The organism is Actinomycetospora rhizophila, from assembly GCF_042657905.1.
Taxonomy (GTDB): domain Bacteria; phylum Actinomycetota; class Actinomycetes; order Mycobacteriales; family Pseudonocardiaceae; genus Actinomycetospora; species Actinomycetospora rhizophila.
This window is the reverse complement of the sequence record NZ_JBHSKG010000022.1, coordinates 28,167-43,787: the sequence shown is the minus strand read 5'-3', so window position 1 is coordinate 43,787 and position 15,621 is coordinate 28,167. Positions and strand designations below refer to the sequence as shown.

Annotated in this window: 13 protein-coding genes; 6 read left to right on the top strand and 7 right to left on the bottom strand. The window is 75.8% G+C overall.

Annotation, left to right across the window (positions count from 1 at the left end):
• The 3 genes from ACFPK1_RS28805 to nudC are packed head-to-tail and all read left to right on the top strand — an operon-like array spanning position 1 to position 3,769.
• Positions 1-1,320, top strand: coding sequence for a M16 family metallopeptidase (locus tag ACFPK1_RS28805; protein WP_378024384.1), 1,320 nt, complete (start codon positions 1-3; stop codon positions 1,318-1,320).
• Entirely contained in the window at positions 1,317-2,696 is a 1,380-nt protein-coding gene (locus ACFPK1_RS28800) for a M16 family metallopeptidase (RefSeq protein ID WP_378024383.1), read from the top strand. The genes ACFPK1_RS28805 and ACFPK1_RS28800 overlap by 4 nt, the downstream gene beginning before the upstream one ends.
• Positions 2,693-3,769 carry an NAD(+) diphosphatase gene (nudC, locus tag ACFPK1_RS28795; protein ID WP_378024382.1) on the top strand — a complete coding sequence of 359 codons (1,077 nt, stop codon included), beginning with the start codon at positions 2,693-2,695 and terminating at the stop codon, positions 3,767-3,769. The genes ACFPK1_RS28800 and nudC overlap by 4 nt, the downstream gene beginning before the upstream one ends.
• A gap of 68 nt (positions 3,770-3,837) precedes the next feature.
• Here the strand turns inward: nudC and ACFPK1_RS28790 are convergent, their stop codons facing one another.
• Genes ACFPK1_RS28790 through ACFPK1_RS28775 form a run of 4 tightly spaced genes read right to left on the bottom strand, consistent with a single transcriptional unit; the run spans position 3,838 to position 9,267 of the window.
• On the bottom strand, positions 3,838-4,083 hold the full coding sequence (locus ACFPK1_RS28790; RefSeq protein WP_378024439.1) for a mycoredoxin: 246 nt from the start codon (positions 4,081-4,083) through the stop codon (positions 3,838-3,840).
• 34 nt (positions 4,084-4,117) lie between these two features.
• Positions 4,118-7,426 (bottom strand): proline dehydrogenase family protein, encoded by a 3,309-nt coding sequence (locus ACFPK1_RS28785; RefSeq protein WP_378024381.1) that lies wholly within the window; start codon positions 7,424-7,426, stop codon positions 4,118-4,120.
• A gap of 36 nt (positions 7,427-7,462) precedes the next feature.
• Positions 7,463-8,302, bottom strand: a complete 840-nt coding sequence (locus ACFPK1_RS28780; RefSeq protein WP_378024380.1) for an ABC transporter permease — start codon at positions 8,300-8,302, stop codon at positions 7,463-7,465.
• Positions 8,299-9,267: an ATP-binding cassette domain-containing protein gene (locus tag ACFPK1_RS28775; protein WP_378024379.1), complete on the bottom strand. Its 969-nt coding sequence runs from the start codon at positions 9,265-9,267 to the stop codon at positions 8,299-8,301. Before ACFPK1_RS28775 ends, ACFPK1_RS28780 begins: the two co-directional genes overlap by 4 nt.
• A gap of 91 nt (positions 9,268-9,358) precedes the next feature.
• On the opposite strand from ACFPK1_RS28775, the gene ACFPK1_RS28770 reads away from it, so the two are divergent.
• From ACFPK1_RS28770 to ACFPK1_RS28760, 3 genes are all read left to right on the top strand, one after another.
• Positions 9,359-11,458 (top strand): ATP-dependent helicase, encoded by a 2,100-nt coding sequence (locus ACFPK1_RS28770; protein WP_378024378.1) that lies wholly within the window; start codon positions 9,359-9,361, stop codon positions 11,456-11,458.
• 527 nt (positions 11,459-11,985) lie between these two features.
• Positions 11,986-12,186, top strand: a complete 201-nt coding sequence (locus tag ACFPK1_RS28765) for a hypothetical protein (RefSeq protein WP_378024377.1) — start codon at positions 11,986-11,988, stop codon at positions 12,184-12,186.
• A gap of 198 nt (positions 12,187-12,384) precedes the next feature.
• On the top strand, positions 12,385-12,687 hold the full coding sequence (locus ACFPK1_RS28760) for a WhiB family transcriptional regulator (protein ID WP_378024438.1): 303 nt from the start codon (positions 12,385-12,387) through the stop codon (positions 12,685-12,687).
• A 171-nt stretch (positions 12,688-12,858) separates the two neighbouring features.
• Here the strand turns inward: ACFPK1_RS28760 and ACFPK1_RS28755 are convergent, their stop codons facing one another.
• The 3 genes from ACFPK1_RS28755 to ACFPK1_RS28745 all read right to left on the bottom strand — a co-directional run bounded on the left by ACFPK1_RS28755 (position 12,859) and on the right by ACFPK1_RS28745 (position 15,583).
• Positions 12,859-14,172 (bottom strand): ABC1 kinase family protein, encoded by a 1,314-nt coding sequence (locus ACFPK1_RS28755; protein WP_378024376.1) that lies wholly within the window; start codon positions 14,170-14,172, stop codon positions 12,859-12,861.
• A 38-nt stretch (positions 14,173-14,210) separates the two neighbouring features.
• A complete protein-coding gene (locus tag ACFPK1_RS28750) occupies positions 14,211-14,510 on the bottom strand; it encodes a hypothetical protein (protein ID WP_378024375.1) in 300 nt (99 codons plus the stop codon).
• Positions 14,511-14,617: 107 nt separating this feature from the next.
• Positions 14,618-15,583 (bottom strand): hypothetical protein, encoded by a 966-nt coding sequence (locus tag ACFPK1_RS28745; protein WP_378024374.1) that lies wholly within the window; start codon positions 15,581-15,583, stop codon positions 14,618-14,620.
• Between the last annotated feature and the right edge of the window lie 38 nt (positions 15,584-15,621).

The window sequence follows — 15,621 nt, the reverse complement described above, 5'->3', positions numbered from 1 at the left end:
GTGACCTCCAGCGTGACCGCACCGGGCCGGGCCGACAGCGCCGACCGCGGGCTGCACCGCCGCGTGCTCGACAACGGGCTGCGGGTGCTCCTCGTGCCCGACCCGGCGGCCCCCGTGGTCGGCGTCGCCGTCCACGTCGACGTCGGCTTCCGCTCCGAGCCCGAGGGGCGGACGGGGTTCGCGCACCTCTTCGAGCACCTCATGTTCCAGGGCTCGGAGAGCCTGGAGAAGCTCGCCCACTTCCGGCACGTCCAGTCGTCGGGCGGGGTGTTCAACGGCTCGACGCACCAGGACTACACGAACTACTTCGAGGTCCTGCCCTCCGCGGCGCTCGAGCGCGCGCTCTTCCTCGAGGCCGACCGCCTGCGCGCCCCGCGCCTGACGCAGGAGAACCTGCGCAACCAGGTCGACGTGGTCAAGGAGGAGATCCGCCTCAACGTGCTCAACCGGCCCTACGGCGGGTTCCCCTGGATCCTGCTGCCGCCGGTGCTCTACGACACCTACCCCAACGCCCACAACGGCTACGGGGACTTCACCGACCTCGAGCAGGCCGACCTCGACGACGCCGCCGCGTTCTTCGACGCCTACTACGCGCCGGGCAACGCCGTGCTCACCGTGGTCGGCGACCTCGACCCCGACGAGGCGGCCACGCTGGTCGAGAAGCACTTCGGCGACATCCCCGCCCGCGCCGTCCCCGCGCGCCCGAGCTTCGCCGAACCGCCACCGGACGGGGTGCGGCGCGAGGACGTCACCGACGCCCACGCCCCGCTGCCCGCGCTCGCGCTCGGCCACCGCCTGCCCGACCCGCACGCCGACCTCGACGCCTACCTCGCGCACGCGGTGCTGGCGAGCCTGCTCACCGACGGCGAGGCGGCCCGGCTGACCCAGCGCCTCGTGTACGGCGACGCGCTCGTCACCGACGTCTCGGCCTCCTGCGGGCTGATGGGCGCGCCGCTCGACGCGCGCGACCCCGACACGTTCACCGTCACCGCGGTGCACCCGGCCTCGGTCGACCCGGACCGGATCATCGCCGCGGTCGACGACGAGCTCGCCGGCCTCGCCGCCGGGGGCCCCGACCCCGAGGAGCTGCGCCGCGTCACCGCGCGGTGGGCGTCCTCGCTGCACCGGGAGCACGACCGGCTGATGAGCCGCATGCTCGCCCTCGGGGCCGCCGAGCTGGTCCAGGGCCGCGCCGAGCTCGCCGACGAGCTGCCCGGACGGATCGCCGCGATCACGCCGGAGGCCGTCGCCGCGGCCGCGGGCACGCTGCGCCCCGACGCCCGCGCCGTCCTCACGGTCACGCCGGGGGGTGCCGCATGAGCGCGCCCACCCGCCGCAGCGCCGAGGAGATCGGCAGCACGCCCACCGGACCCCGCCCGCTGCCGCCCCTGCGCCCGCAGCGCGCCGTCCCCGCCCCCGACGAGATCGACACCGTCCTCGGCTCCGGCCTGCGGGTGATCGCGGTGCGCCGCGCCGAGGTGCCGATGGTCGAGGTGCGCCTGCGCGTGCCGTTCGCCGACGTCAGCGGTGTGGAGGGCTCCGACCACCCCGCGGTCGCCGAGCTGCTCGCCACGACGATCCTCTCCGGCACGCAGCGCCGCAGTCGCGTCGGCATCGACGACGACCTGGCCGGGGTCGGCGGCGAGATCGGGTTCGCGGTCGACCCGGAGCGCCTCGCGGTGTCCGGGCACGCGCTCGCCGAGGGCCTCGACACGCTGCTCCAGGTGCTCGCCGACCTCCTGCTGCACGCGACCCACCCGGACGACGAGCTGGCCCGCGAGCGCGACCGCCTCGTCGAGCGCATCGAGATGGCGTCGGCGCAGCCCTCAATCATCGCCCGGCGGGCGCTGCAGGAGCGCCGCTACGGCACCCACCCGGTGACGCGGGAGATGCCGCGCCCGGAGGAGGTGTCCGCGGTGTCGGCCGACGCGGTGCGCGCGCTGCAGGCCTCGGCGCTGCGCCCGGGCGGCGCCGTGCTGGTGCTCGTCGGCGACCTCGACCCCACCGACGCCGTGCGCCGCGTCGAGTCGGCGCTCGCCGACTGGACGGGCGGCGACGCGGCGGGGATGCGGGCGCTGCCCGCGCTGACCGCCCGCGACCTGCTGCTGGTCGACCGGCCGGGCTCGGTGCAGTCGCAGCTGCGTCTCTCCGCGCCGGCGGTGGGCCGTACCGACCCGCGCTACGCCGCGCTGCAGCTGGCGAACCTGTCGCTCGGCGGCTACTTCTCGTCGCGCCTGGTGGAGAACCTGCGCGAGGACAAGGGCTACACCTACCACGCGTCGTCGAGCCTGGAGCTCGACCCGCACGGCGCCGCCCTGCTCGTCGAGACCGACGTCGCCTCCGAGGTCACCGCGCCCGCCCTGCTCGAGGCGCGCTACGAGCTCGGGCGCCTCGTGGTGGTGCCGCCGTCGGCCGACGAGGTCGAGTCGGCGCGGCGCTACCTCGTCGGCTCGCTGCTGATCTCGATGACGACCCAGGCGGGCTACGCGTCCACGGTCGCCTCGCTCGCCGCCCACGGTCTGGGGGCCGGCTGGATCCGCGAGCACCCCGCCCGGGTGGAGGCGGTCACCGTCGACGAGGTCGCGGCCGCCGCGGCCGAGTTCTTCGCGCCCACGAACTTCACCGGCGTGGTCGTCGCCGACGCCGCCCGCACCGCCGACGGGCTGCGGGCGCTCGGCGGGGTGGAGGTCCCGTGACCGGCACCGCCGGCCCCGACCTGCGCGCCGCGTTCCACCTGGACGCCGACCCCTCGCTCTCGCGCTCGACGGTCGACCGCCGCGAGCAGCTGCGCGTCGACCCGGACCACGCCCGGGCGCTGTGGCCCGACGCGCGGGTGGTGCGCGTCGACCCGCACGGCCGCACGCCGGTCGACCGCGGCGCCGACGGGACGATGTCGCTCGCGTTCGCGCCGACCACGATGCTCGGGGACGACATCCCTACCGGGGCGGTGCTGCTGGGCGAGGAGCGGGGCACCGCGTTCTGGGCGGTTCGCGTCCCCGACCCCTCGGAGGCGCACGGCAACGACGCGGGCTCGGGGTTCATGACCGCGGAGCAGTGGTCGCGCGCCGGCGGCAGCCCCGACCACGAGAACTGGACCGACCTGCGCAGCTCCGGGGCCGACCTCGACGCGCGCAGCGCCGGGCTCCTGACCACCGCGGTGTCGCTGCTCAACTGGCACGACCGCGCGCGGTTCTGCGCCCGCGACGGATCGGAGATGGACACGATCAAGGCGGGCTGGGCGCAGCTGTGCCGCGCGCACGCGCACGAGGAGTACCCGCGCACCGACGCGTCGATGATCTGCCTGGTGCACGACGGAGCTGATCAAGTGCTGCTCGCGCGCCAGCCGATCTGGCCGGAGGGGCGCTACTCGGTGCTCGCCGGGTTCGTGGAGGCCGGCGAGTCGCTCGAGGCGTGCGTGGCCCGCGAGTGCGCGGAGGAGGTCGGCGTGGACGTCCACACGATCTCGTACCTCGGCTCGCAGCCGTGGCCGTTCCCGCGTTCGCTCATGATCGGGTTCGCGGCCGTCGCCGACCCCGCGCAGCCGCTCAAGCTGCAGGAGGGCGAGATCGAGAACGCCCGCTGGGTGACCCGCGCCGACCTGCAGAGCGCCCTCGACGCCGGCGCCTGGTCACACCGTGACGGCGCCCCCCGGGGCGCCGCCGGCGTGGGTGGGACGAACTTCGAGGCGGGCAGCGGGCGCGAGCTCATCCTCCCCGGCGGCGTGTCCATCGCCCGCGCGATGCTCGAGGCGTGGGCCGCCGCCGGCTAGCGGCCCGGGTGTACGCAGCGAACGTGCTGTTCGCTGCCTCTACGCGTCCGAAGTCCCCGTTCGCGACGTCAGGACGCGGCCTCGACGCGGGCCAGGGTCTCCTTGACCTCGGCGAAGCTCGGGTTGGTGGCCGCGCTGCCGTCGGGGTAGACGACGGTCGGCACGGTGCGGTTGCCGCCGTTGACCTTGGTGACGATCTCGGCGGCCTCGGGCTCGCGCTCGATGTCCACCTCGTCGTAGCCGATGCCCTCGCGGTCGAGCTGCGTCTTCAGTCGACGGCAGAAGCCGCACCAGCTGGTCGTGTACATCGTCATCTGTGCCACGACCGGTGCAACACCGCGAGATCGCTCAGGCTTCCACGTGGCCGAACCGGTGACGGGTCACACTGACCGCCTGCTCGCGGAGCACCGTGAGCATCTCGCGGCGCCCGTCGGCCACCACCGGCGCGTCGAGCAGCGACGCGCCGGTCCTCGCGGCCTCGCGGCGCAGGTCGTCCGGCGCGGTCCCGACCACCCGCAGCCGCTCGCCGGGCCGCGGTGACCCGGTGTCCTCAGTGAGGGGCACGCCGGCGCACGCCGCGGCGAGCCGCACCCGCAGCACGTCACGGTCGGCGGCGTCCGGCCCGGTGACCAGCCGCAGGGAGGGCAGCGGGCGGTAGCGGAAGATGTTGGCCTCCGCGGCCAGGCCCGTCGGGTCGTGCTCGCGCGAGAACTCGTCGCGCCACGCGGCGGCGTCGGAGCCGGCGGCCGCCCGGAGCCAGGCGAGGTCGTCGGCCGAGAAGCGCGGCGCGGCCTGCGCGAGCAGCGCCGCCACCGGCGGGTCGAGCGGGGCCGACGGCAGCGCGTCGAGCGGTCCGTCGTGCCACGTCCCGAACTGCGCGACGTAGTTCGGCCCGCCGGGCTTGGCGCCCGGGCCCACGACCGACCCCTTCCACCCCCCGAACGACTGGCGCTGCACGATCGCGCCGGTGATGTGCCGGTTGACGTAGGCGTTGCCGACCTCGACGCGCTCCATCCAGTGATCGATCTCGTCCGGGTCGAGCGCGTGCAGGCCGCCGGTGAGCCCGAATCCCGTCGCGTTCTGCAGCGCGATCGCCTCGTCGAGGTCCGCCGCGTGCATGAGCCCCAGCACCGGCCCGAAGCACTCGGTGAGGTGGAACCACGAGCCCGGCGCCACCGGCTCCTTCACCCCGGGCGTCCACAGCGTCTCGCCGAGGCGGCGGGGCTCGACGAGCCAGTGCTCGCCCTCGTCGAGGCGGGTCAGCGCCCGCTCGAGCTTCCCGTCCGGCGGGCCGATGAGCGGCCCCATCGTCGTCGACGGGTCGCTGCCGTGGCCGACCCGCAGGGTGCGCACGGCGTCGGCGAGCTGGCGGTGGAAGCGCGCCCCGGCCGCGGTCCGCGTCGAGCGCACCGACCCGACCAGGATCGCCAGCGACGCCGCCGAGCACTTCTGCCCGGCGTGCCCGAAGGCGGAGCGCACGAGGTCGGCGACCGCGAGGTCGGGGTCGGCGCTCGGCGTGACCACCAGCGCGTTCTTGCCGCTGGTCTCCGCGACGAGGCGCAGGTCGGGCCGCCACGACCGGAAGAGCTCCGCGGTCTGCGACGCCCCGGTGAGCACGACGTGGTCGACGGCGGGGTGGGTCACGAGCCGCTGCCCGGCGGAACCCTCGTCGGTGTGCACCAGCTGCAGCGCGTCGGCCGGGATGCCGCCGCGGTGCAGGGCGGCGACACCGACCTCCGCGCAGGCGCGCACCTGCGGCGCCGGCTTGATGACCACCGACGCCCCGGCCGCCAGCGCCGCGACGCAGCCGCCGAGGGGGATCGCGATCGGGAAGTTCCACGGCGGGGTCACGACGACGACCCGGTCGGGCGTGAACGGCGCGCCGTCGAGCTCCTCGGCCCGGTCCGCGTAGTACGCCGCGAAGTCGATCCCCTCGGAGATCTCGGGATCGGCCTCGGCGATCGTCTTGCCGGCCTCGCCGACCATGACGGTGAGCAGGTCCCCGCGGGCCGCGCTGAGGGCCCGGGCCGCGTCGCGCAGGACGGCGGCACGTTCGGCAGCCGACCGGGCGCCCCAGGACGATGCGGCGGCGCGCTCCACGACGGCGTCGACCGCGGTCGGGTCGGTGATCTCGGGCTCATGCGCGGCCGGCGCGGGGGTGGTGATCGCCTTCAGCGCCCAGGCGCGGTTGGCGTGCAGGGAGGGGTCGGTGTCGGGCTCGTTGCGGAAGCGGTCCGGCAGCGCGGGGTCGTCGGTGAGCCGGTCCTGCGTGCGCCGCGGGGTCGCCCGCACCGCGTCGCGGTCGCGCACCGACGCCCGGAACCGGTCGGTGTACGACGCGGGCCCGGTGTCGGAGAACAGCGCGTACAGGTAGTTCTCCGGCGACGCGTTCTCCTCGAGCCGGCGCACGAGGTAGGAGACGGCGGCGTCGAAGTCGCCGGCGTGCACCACCGGCGTGTACAGCACCAGCTGCTCACGGACGTCGCGGGCGACGACGCGCGCCTGCGCGGGCGCCATGCCCTGCAGCATCTCGACGTCGAGCTGGCGCTCGGCCCCGCGCACCGCGGCGAGCTCGACGGCGAGCGCGACGTGGTGCAGGTGGTGGCTCGCGACGCCGAGGCGCAGCGCGTCGACGAGGTCGCCGCCGATCGCGCGGTCGAGCAGCCGCACGTAGTTGGCGTCGACCTCGGCCTTGGTGGTGTAGGGCGCCTGCGGCCAGTCGTGCAGGGCGGCGTCGACCTTCTCCATCGCGAGGTTCGCGCCCTTGACCAGGCGCACCTTGATCGGCGCCCCGCCCGCGGCGACCCGCCGGCGCGCGAAGGCCGCGAGCTCGGAGAGCGCGCCGAGCGCGTCGGGGAGGTAGGCCTGCAGGACGATGCCGGCGGGGAGGTCGGCGAACCCGGGGCGGTCGAGCAGGGCGGTGAACACCGCGACCGTGAGGTCGAGGTCCTTGTACTCCTCCATGTCGAGGTTCACGAACGACCCGGTGTCGCGGGCCAGCTCGAACAGCGGGGTCAGGCGCTCGACGAGCCGGTCGCGGCTGCCCTCGAGGTCCCAGGGCACCAGCTGGCTCGCCACCGACGACGCCTTCACCGACACGTAGTCGACGTCGTCGCGGCGCAGCAGCTCCATCGTCCGCGCGAGGCGCCGGTCGGCCTCGTCCTCGCCGAGCACCGCCTCGCCGAGCAGGTTGAGGTTGAGCCGGAACCCCTCCTTCTTCGCCTCGGTGAGCCGGTCCGCCAGCGCGCGCCCCTCCGCACCGACGATCAGGTGCCCGACCATGGCCTTCAGCCGCCGGCGCGCGAGCGGCACCACGACCCGGGGCAGGCGGGGCCCCGCCAGCGCCCCGGCCCGCAGCAGCGCCGCGTCGCGCCGGCCGACGAACGCCGGCAGCGGCGAGCGGCGCCCCGCGAGGCGCGCCAGCTCGCGGGCCGCGACGTCGTCGTCGGCCGGCCGGGCGACGCGGTCGACGAACCGCAGCGTGAAGTCGATCCCCGCCGGGTCGTGCACGAGCGCGGCGAGCTGCGCCGAGGGTCCGGTCGCGGTGCCCGCCGAGCCCGCCCGCGCCCACTGGTCGGCGCGGATCACCGCGCGCTCCACGACGTCGTCGGGGATCCCCCCGGCCTCGAGCGTGGTGGGCACGAGCTGCTCGGTCATGCCTCCATCGTGGCCCTCGCGGGCCGCTCGCGGGGGTCAGGTCCGCGTGCGCAGGGCCCAGACCGCGAGCGGGCCGAACACCGCGGCGAACGCGACACCCCACAGCAGCGTCGCGATCGCGTTGGCCGCCACCGGCCCGCCGACCAGCAGGCCGCGCAGCGCGTCGGCCATCCGCGTCACGGGGTTGATCGACACCCAGGCCTGCAGCCAGCCGGGCATCGTCTCGGTGGGCGCGAAGGCGTTGCTCGCGAACGTCAGCGGGAAGAGCACCGTGAACCCGTAGATCTGGACCTTCTCCGGGTCGCGGGCGAGCACCCCGAGCAGCACCGACGTCCACGAGAACGCCAGGGTGAAGGCCACGAGCAGCCCGAACGCCGCGAGCACCGCCAGCGGGCTCGTCGTGATGCGGAAGCCCAGCACCACGCCGACCGCGAGCAGCACCACCAGCGACCACAGCTGGCGCAGCACGTCGCCCAGGATGCGCCCGGACAGCGGCGCGGAGCGCGCGATCGGCAGGCTGCGGAACCGGTCGAACGTGCCCTTCTGCAGGTCGGTCGCGAGCCCGGTCGCCGTGTAGATCGTCAGGAACAGCGCGTTCTGCGCGATCAGCCCGCCGAGCGAGAACTGCAGGTACGCGTCGGTCGATCCGCCGATCGCGCCGCCGAACACGAACGTGAACAGCAGCACGAACATGATCGGCTGGATCGACAGGTCGAGCAGCTCGGACGGGTTGTGCTTGATCTGGACGATGCTGCGCCAGGCCATCGTCAGCGACTGGCTCGCCCACTGCCCCGGCGAGACGCGCCGCGAGGGCGGCGCGGTGTCGGGGCCGGTGGTGAGCGCGGGCCGCGCGGGGGCGGTGCGGTCGAGGGTCACGCGGTCTCCTGCAGCTCGTCGGTGTCCGGCGTCTCGACCGCGCGGCGGCCCGTGAGCGCGAGGAAGACCTCGTCGAGGGTCGCGCGCCGCAGCGTCAGCTCGGCGAGGCTCACCCCGACGTCGTCGAGGCGGCGGACCACGGCCGGCATCAGCGCGTCGTCGGCCGCGGGCACCGAGACCGTGCCCTGCTCGACGGTCGGCTCCGCGCCCGCCAGCTCGGCGGCGACGCCGCGCACCGCCTCGAGCTGCTCGGGCCGGCTCGGGCGCATCTGCAGCACCGCGGCGCCGGCCCGCGACTTGAGGTCGAGCGGCGTGCCCCGCGCGACCACCGTGCCCCGGTCGATGACGACGATGTCGTCGGCCAGCTGGTCGGCCTCCTCGAGGTACTGCGTGGTGAGCAGCACGGTGACGCCGTCGTCGGTGAGCCCGCGGACCATGTCCCAGAGCTCGTTGCGGCTCGCCGGGTCGAGCCCGGTGGTCGGCTCGTCGAGGAACAGGATGCGCGGGCGCCCCACCAGCGACGCCGCGAGGTCGAGGCGGCGGCGCATGCCCCCGGAGTAGGTGCGCGCGGCGCGGCCCGCCGCGTCGGTGAGCCCGAACTGGGTGAGCAGCTCGGCGGCGCGCCGCCTGGACGCCGCCCGGCTCTGCCCGAGCAGGCGGGCGATGAGCACGAGGTTCTCGGTGCCGGTGAGCGCCTCGTCGACGCCCGCGTACTGCCCGGTGAGCCCGATCAGCGTGCGCACCCGGTGGGGCTCGGCGACGACGTCGTACCCGCCGACCAGCCCCCGGCCCTCGTCCGGCGCGAGCAGGGTGGCGAGCACCCGCGTCGCGGTGGTCTTGCCCGCGCCGTTGGGCCCGAGCACGCCGAGGACGGTGCCCTCGGTGGCGGTGAAGCTGGCGCCCGCGAGCGCCGTGGTGGCGCCGAAGCGCTTGACGAGACCGTCGGCCTCGATGGCAGGTGGCACGACCTCCACAGTTCCAGAAGGGTCCGACAACGGTCATGGAGATTTCCGACCTTCGGCCCCGGCCGTCGGACCGGGTTGAGACCATGGGCCCGTGGCTGGTGACGTGACGTCCGGGCTCGACCCCGAGCAGCGCGCGGCGGTCCTGGCGCCCCGCGGCCCGGTCTGCGTGCTCGCGGGCGCGGGCACCGGCAAGACCCGCACGATCACGCGGCGCATCGCCCACCTCGTCTCGGCGGGCCACGTGCAGTCCGGGCAGGTCCTGGCCGTGACGTTCACGGCGCGGGCGGCGGGGGAGATGCGCACGCGGCTGCGCGACCTCGGTGTCGGCGGGGCCGGGCAGCCGCCGGTGCAGGCGCGCACGTTCCACGCCGCGGCGCTGCGCCAGCTGCGCTACTTCTGGCCGCGCGTGGTCGGCGGCGCGCCCTGGGAGGTGCTCGAGGGCAAGCTGCGCCTCGTCGGGCAGGCCGCCCAGCGGGCCGGGGCGCCCACCACGCGCGAGTCGTTGCGCGACCTCGCGAGCGAGATCGAGTGGGCCAAGGCCTCGCTGGTCCCGGCGTCCGACTACGCCGCCGCGGCGGGCAAGGCCGCCCGCGACGTGCCGGCGCCGGTCGAGCAGGTCACCGCGGTGTACGAGACCTACGAGGCGCTCAAGAACCGCGCCGAGGTGCTCGACTTCGACGACCTCCTGCTGCACACCGCCGCGGCGCTCGAGGAGCACCCCGAGGTCGCCCACGAGTTCCACGAGCGCTACCGCTGCTTCGTCGTCGACGAGTTCCAGGACGTCACGCCCGCCCAGCACCGGCTGCTGCGGGCCTGGACGGGCGGGCGCGACGATCTCACCGTCGTCGGCGACGCCAACCAGACGATCTACTCGTTCGCCGGCGCCAGCCCGTCGTACCTGCTCGACTTCCCGCGGGTCTTCCCCGAGGCCACGGTCGTGCGCCTGGTGCGCGACTACCGCTCCACGCCGCAGGTCGTCGCGGCCGCCAACACGGTGATCGGCGCGGCCCGCGGGCGCGCGGCCGGGTCGCGGCTGCGCCTCGAGGGCCAGCGCCCGCCCGGCCCGGACCCCGACTTCGCCGAGCACGACGACGAGCCCGCCGAGGCCGCCGCCGTCGCGACGGCCATCCGCGAGCTGGTCGACGACGGCGTGCCGCCCGCCGAGATCGCGGTGCTCTACCGCGTCAACGCGCAGTCGGAGGTCTACGAGACCGCGCTCGGCGACGCCGGCATCGCCTACCAGGTGCGCGGCGGGGAGCGGTTCTTCCAGCGCACCGAGGTGCGCACGGCCGTCGCGGCCCTGCGCACCGCCGCCTCGCGGGCGCCCGAGGACGCGCGCGGCGAGGGCATGGTCACGCTGGTGCGCGCGGTGCTCGGCGAGCAGGGGCTCACGGAGTCCGCGCCGGCCGGCGCGGCGGGGCAGGGCGCCGCGCGCCAGCGCTGGGAGTCGCTGCGCGCGCTCGCCGAGCTCGCCGAGGAGCTGGTCGCCGCGGTGCCCGACGCCGACCTCGCCGCGTTCCTCGCCGAGCTGCAGACCCGCGCGCAGGCCCAGCACCCGCCGACCGTGCAGGGCGTCACGCTCTCGTCGCTGCACGCCGCGAAGGGCCTCGAGTGGGACGCGGTGTTCCTCGTCGGCCTCACCGACGGCACGCTGCCCATCCAGCACGCCGACGGCGACGACGACGCGATCGAGGAGGAGCGCCGCCTGTTCTACGTCGGCGTCACCCGCGCGCGCGTGCACCTGCGCCTGTCGTGGGCGCTGTCGCGCAACGCCGGCGGGCGGCGGTCGCGGCGGCGCAGCCGCTTCCTCTACGGCCTCGTCCCCGAGCAGCACCCCGCCGCCCGCCAGCCGACCGGGCGCGACAACGGCGGCTCGCGGGGCAAGCCGGTGTGCCGGGTCTGCGGCAAGCCGCTGCCCGACGCCGCGTCGGCGAAGCTCGGCCGCTGCAGCACGCACCCCTCGGACATCGACGAGACGCTGCTCGAGGCCCTCAAGGTCTGGCGCTCGGCGGAGGCGAAGTCCCGCTCGGTGCCCGCCTACGTCGTGTTCACCGACGCCACGCTCATCGCGCTCGCCGAGCAGCGCCCGCACGACCCCTCGGGCCTCGTCGCGATCCCGGGCATCGGGTCGTCGAAGCTCGAGCGCTACGGCGACGACGTCCTCTCCCTGGTGCGCGAGCACGCGTCGTAGGCACGCCGGGAGATCACGAGCACGTGGTGCACCCCTGCCGGCGCGCCGAGGTGGATGACGTGCCCCTGATCACCCGCTGCGGCTCGTCGAGCACCGGCCGGGCCGACAAGATCGCCCCGGGTGCTCCGCTGACCCGATCTGACGGGGTTCCCGGAGCACCTGGAGCGATCACCGGCCCGGCCTACTGGTGACATCCCTGCCACCTGACGAGCCGGTGATCAGGAGCACCCGGTGCACCCCGCCGGCGCGCAGAGGTGAGTGACACGCCCCTGATCACGCACTCGCCGTCCCCGGTGATCAGCAGGCTGAAAGGCACACCGGAGCCGCCTCGTGGAGTGCGTTCCCGCCTGCTGATCACCCGGCACGCCTGGTCGTCCGTGCCCGGTGGAGTTCTCGGTGAGAAAACTTCTCGAAAATACGTTGCCCGGCCCACGGGGCCGCCCTACGGTCGATCACACACCGGCGCACGAGGCTGCCGGTCGGGCAGTTCGATGCTGCGTGGTGACCCAGGAAGGGGGCTCGTGACGATGGACATCGTGACTCTCGCGGGCACCGGTCGTCACGTCGCGAGCTGGCGCACGGGCACGGCGTCGTTGAACGGCGCCGCCGTCGCGTGCGAGCCGCAGGGGATGCCGAAGACGCAGCGCCCCCGCGTCGACCAGCGCGATCAGTACCTCCCGACCTTCGTCCCGCAGCGATCGTCCGCAGCCTCGCGGTGGGGTCCCTGAAGCCCAGGATCCCCACCGACACGACCCACGAGGCCGCGGACCCGCACCAGGGACCGCGGCCTTCGTCGTCTCAGCAGGACACGACTCCGCGGTCCCGGCCCCCGCCGACCCGCCCACCGGAGGTAGACCGTGTCCCCCGCCGGACTCGCCGTTCGTCCGACCGCCCTCGACACCGGAACCGACACCCCCGACGTCGACCTGTTCGACGCCCTGACCATCGTCGACGACCTCCCGTGCCGGCTCTCCGGCGAGGACCTCTGGTTCTCCGACCAGCCCGCGGACCTCGAGCGGGCGAAGGCCCTCTGCGTGGATTGCCCCATCCGGCGCACCTGCCTGGCCGGTGCCCTGGAGCGGCGGGAGTACTGCGGCGTGTGGGGCGGCGAGATCTTCGACCGGGGCGCCGTGATCGCCCGGAAGCGGCCCCGGGGCCGGCCGTCCAAGGCCGACCTCGCCCGCGACGCCGAGCTCGCCGCGGCCCGGGCCGCCGCCGGGGTCGCCTGACCCGACCCGGCACGCCGGCCCCCGCGGGAGCGAGGGTCGCCCCGGCTGCGTCCCACGCAGTCAGGGCGACCCTCGCCCCGTGACCCGGGGCCGGCCCCGGACCCCCGCGGGGGGAGAGGGGGGCCCGGTGCGCGTCGCGTGCGCACCGGGCCCCGGAGGACCGGGGCCCGGCTACGCGGAGAAGCCGGGCTGCCACTCCTCGAAGACTCCGCGGAGCGGGATCTCCGCGTCGAGCTGGCAGAGCACCGCGACCGACGCGAGCGTCACGCGGTGCACCAGCAGGTACTGCGGGGGGAGGTTCAGCCCGCGCCCGGTGGTGAACTCCGGCCGGCGCAGGTCGCCGAGCCGGTCGGCCTGCCCCCGCAGCCACGCGCGCGTGAAGTGGAACTTCTCGGTGCGCAGGGGGTCGGTGAGCGGCCCCAGGTAGGCGATCGCCTCCTCGGGACCCATGTCGACGTCCGGCAGCACGAAGTTCAGCTCGCGCAGCAGCGTCAGGAGCTCGTCGGAGCGGTCCTCGACCGCGAGGCGCAGCATCTCGCCGAGCTCGCGCGGCAGGCCGTCGGGGAGCCGCGCGACCGCCCCGAAGTCGATCACGCACAGGCGCCCGTCGGGCAGGATCTGGAAGTTGCCCGGGTGTGGGTCGGCGTGCAGCAGGCCCACCCGCGCGGGCGACGAGAAGTGGAACCGCGAGAGCAGCAGGCCGACGCGGTCGCGCTCCTCGGGCTCGCCCGACCGGATGATCGCCGACAGCGGCGTGCCGGTGACCCACTCCGAGACCATCGCCTTCGGCGCCGACGCGACCACGCGGGGCACGACGACGTCCGGGTCGCCCTCGTACGCCGCGGCGAAGGCGCGCTGGGCGTCGGCCTCGTCGCGGTAGTCGAGCTCCTCGGCCATGCGGTCGCGCAGCTCGGAGAGCAGGGGCTTGATCTCCATGCCCGGCACGAGCGGCTGCACCATGCGGCTGAAGCGCTGCAGCTGGCGCAGGTCGGCCATCACGGCCTCCTGGGCGCCGGGGTACTGCACCTTGACGGCCACGTCGCGCCCGTCGTGCCACACCGCGCGGTGCACCTGCCCGATGCTCGCCGCGGCGGCCGGGGTGTCGTCGAACTCGAGGAACCGGTCGCGCCAGCCGCGGCCGAACTGCTCGGCGAGCACGCGGTGGGTGCGCGCGGCGGGCATCGGCGGCGCCGCGGTCTGCAGGCGGGTCAGGGCCTCGCGGTAGGGCTCGGCGAGCTCGTCGGGCACCGCCGCCTCGAACACCGACAGGGCCTGGCCGAACTTCATGGCCCCGCCCTTGAGCTCCCCGAGCACGGCGAAGAGCTGCTCGGCGCCGCGGCGGGCGACGTCGGCGGAGATCTGACCCTGGTCGCCCCCGGCGAGCCGACGGCCCCAGCCCGCGGCGGTGCGGGACGCGAAGCCCAACGGCAGCGAGGCCAGCCGCGCCGACCGCTGGACCGACCGGCGGGGGATGTCATCGGTCACGCCCCCGATTCTCCCCCGTGCCGTGCGTGACGGCGCGATCAGGGCAGCGGTGGGCGCCGTGTGCCGGGCCACTCGGCCGGGCTCGTGGTGCGGGACACCGCCTCCAGCCAGCACCGCCGGTCGAGCAGCCGGTCGATCTCCCCGCGGAACAAGGACTCGAGCGCGGGGAAGCGCGGGGCCGCCAGCTCGATCCGCTGGCACAGCGCGGCGAGGTGCGCGTCGACCGACGCCAGGTCGGGGCAGCTGTAGGTCGCGCTCTCCGCCCCGAACACCGTGGTCAACGGGTCGCGCCCGCGGGTGTCGATGGGGTGAGCGGACCGGTTGGTCATCGAGAGCATCGCCGTCTCCTTCGCGGGGTCCCCTGACGGGGTGTACCCGGTACCCCGTCGACACCTCGCCGGGTGTGACGCGCGCAGCTCCGGCACGAGCACATCGGGCGACGACGTCACGCGGCCGCCGCCACGGGGCCGGCGACGGCGCGGCCGCCGAGGGCGTGGCAGCCGCACCCGGGATGACGGCGGACGGGACGACACCGCCGGGTGCCGTCGGCGGCCAGCGTGAGCACCGCGCCGCGGGACGCGGGTGCGGTGTCGTCGAGCCAGGCCAGGACCTCGGTGACCGCCAGCGCCGCGGTGGCCACGGCCGGCGCCACCGGCACGGGGTCGCGGCGCCCGACCAGCTCGGCGGCCACCCGCGCCCACGCGTCGTCGGCGTCGGCGCGCACGAGGTCGTCGCAGCGCAGGCAAGGCGTCGCCCCGGGCACCACGAGCGGCCCGACGGTGCCGGCGCCGTCGAGCGCGGCCACCGGCAGGTGCGCGCGACCCTCGAGGACGAGCCGCTGCGCGCCCACCGGGTCGGGCCGGGCGCCGTCGGCGAGCACCACGAGGTCGGCCCGCGCGGAGAGCCAGCGCCGCGAGGCCGGGGGACTAGGCGTCGCGGCGCCGGCCCGCGCCACCGCCTCTTGCGCGGCCCGCCCCGCCGGCCGGCCCACGTCGTCGGCGAGCAGCCCGGTGCCCAGGTCGTCGCGCGACACCGTGCCCCCGGCCTCGACGAGCACCCGCCCGACCCCGGCCGTCGCGAGCAGGCACGCGACCGACACCGCGATGCGCCCGGCGCCCCGGACGACCACCCGGCGTCCGGCCGGCGGCACCGCCGGGGCGGCGAGCAGCCCGGCGGCATGCAGGTGCTCGAGGAGCTCGCGCGCGGCGCCCGGGGAGGCGCCGGCGGCCACGGCGTCGGCGAGCACCCGGGCGCGCGGGCGGGTGCCGTCGAGGGTCTCGACCATGCGGACGAGCGGGGGCGTCAGCCCGTCGACGACGAGCGCGCCGGACGGGCCGGCGCCGAACTGCAGGACGTCGGCGGCCCGGTGCAGCGCGGGCAGGCGCAGACGGGGCCGGTCGGGGAGGGACACGGGGGAGGCGAGGGTCGGGAGCACACCTGGTTCGACGC

Excerpts from the sequence above, each read along its gene's own strand:
- ACFPK1_RS28800 (WP_378024383.1), top strand. The coding sequence starts at position 1,317 with ATGAGCGCGCCCACCCGCCGCAGCGCCGAGGAGATCGGCAGCACGCCC.
- ACFPK1_RS28790 (WP_378024439.1), bottom strand. The coding sequence starts at position 4,083 with ATGACGATGTACACGACCAGCTGGTGCGGCTTCTGCCGTCGACTGAAG.
- ACFPK1_RS28785 (WP_378024381.1), bottom strand. The coding sequence starts at position 7,426 with ATGACCGAGCAGCTCGTGCCCACCACGCTCGAGGCCGGGGGGATCCCC.
- ACFPK1_RS28765 (WP_378024377.1), top strand. The coding sequence starts at position 11,986 with ATGGACATCGTGACTCTCGCGGGCACCGGTCGTCACGTCGCGAGCTGG.
- ACFPK1_RS28750 (WP_378024375.1), bottom strand. The coding sequence starts at position 14,510 with ATGCTCTCGATGACCAACCGGTCCGCTCACCCCATCGACACCCGCGGG.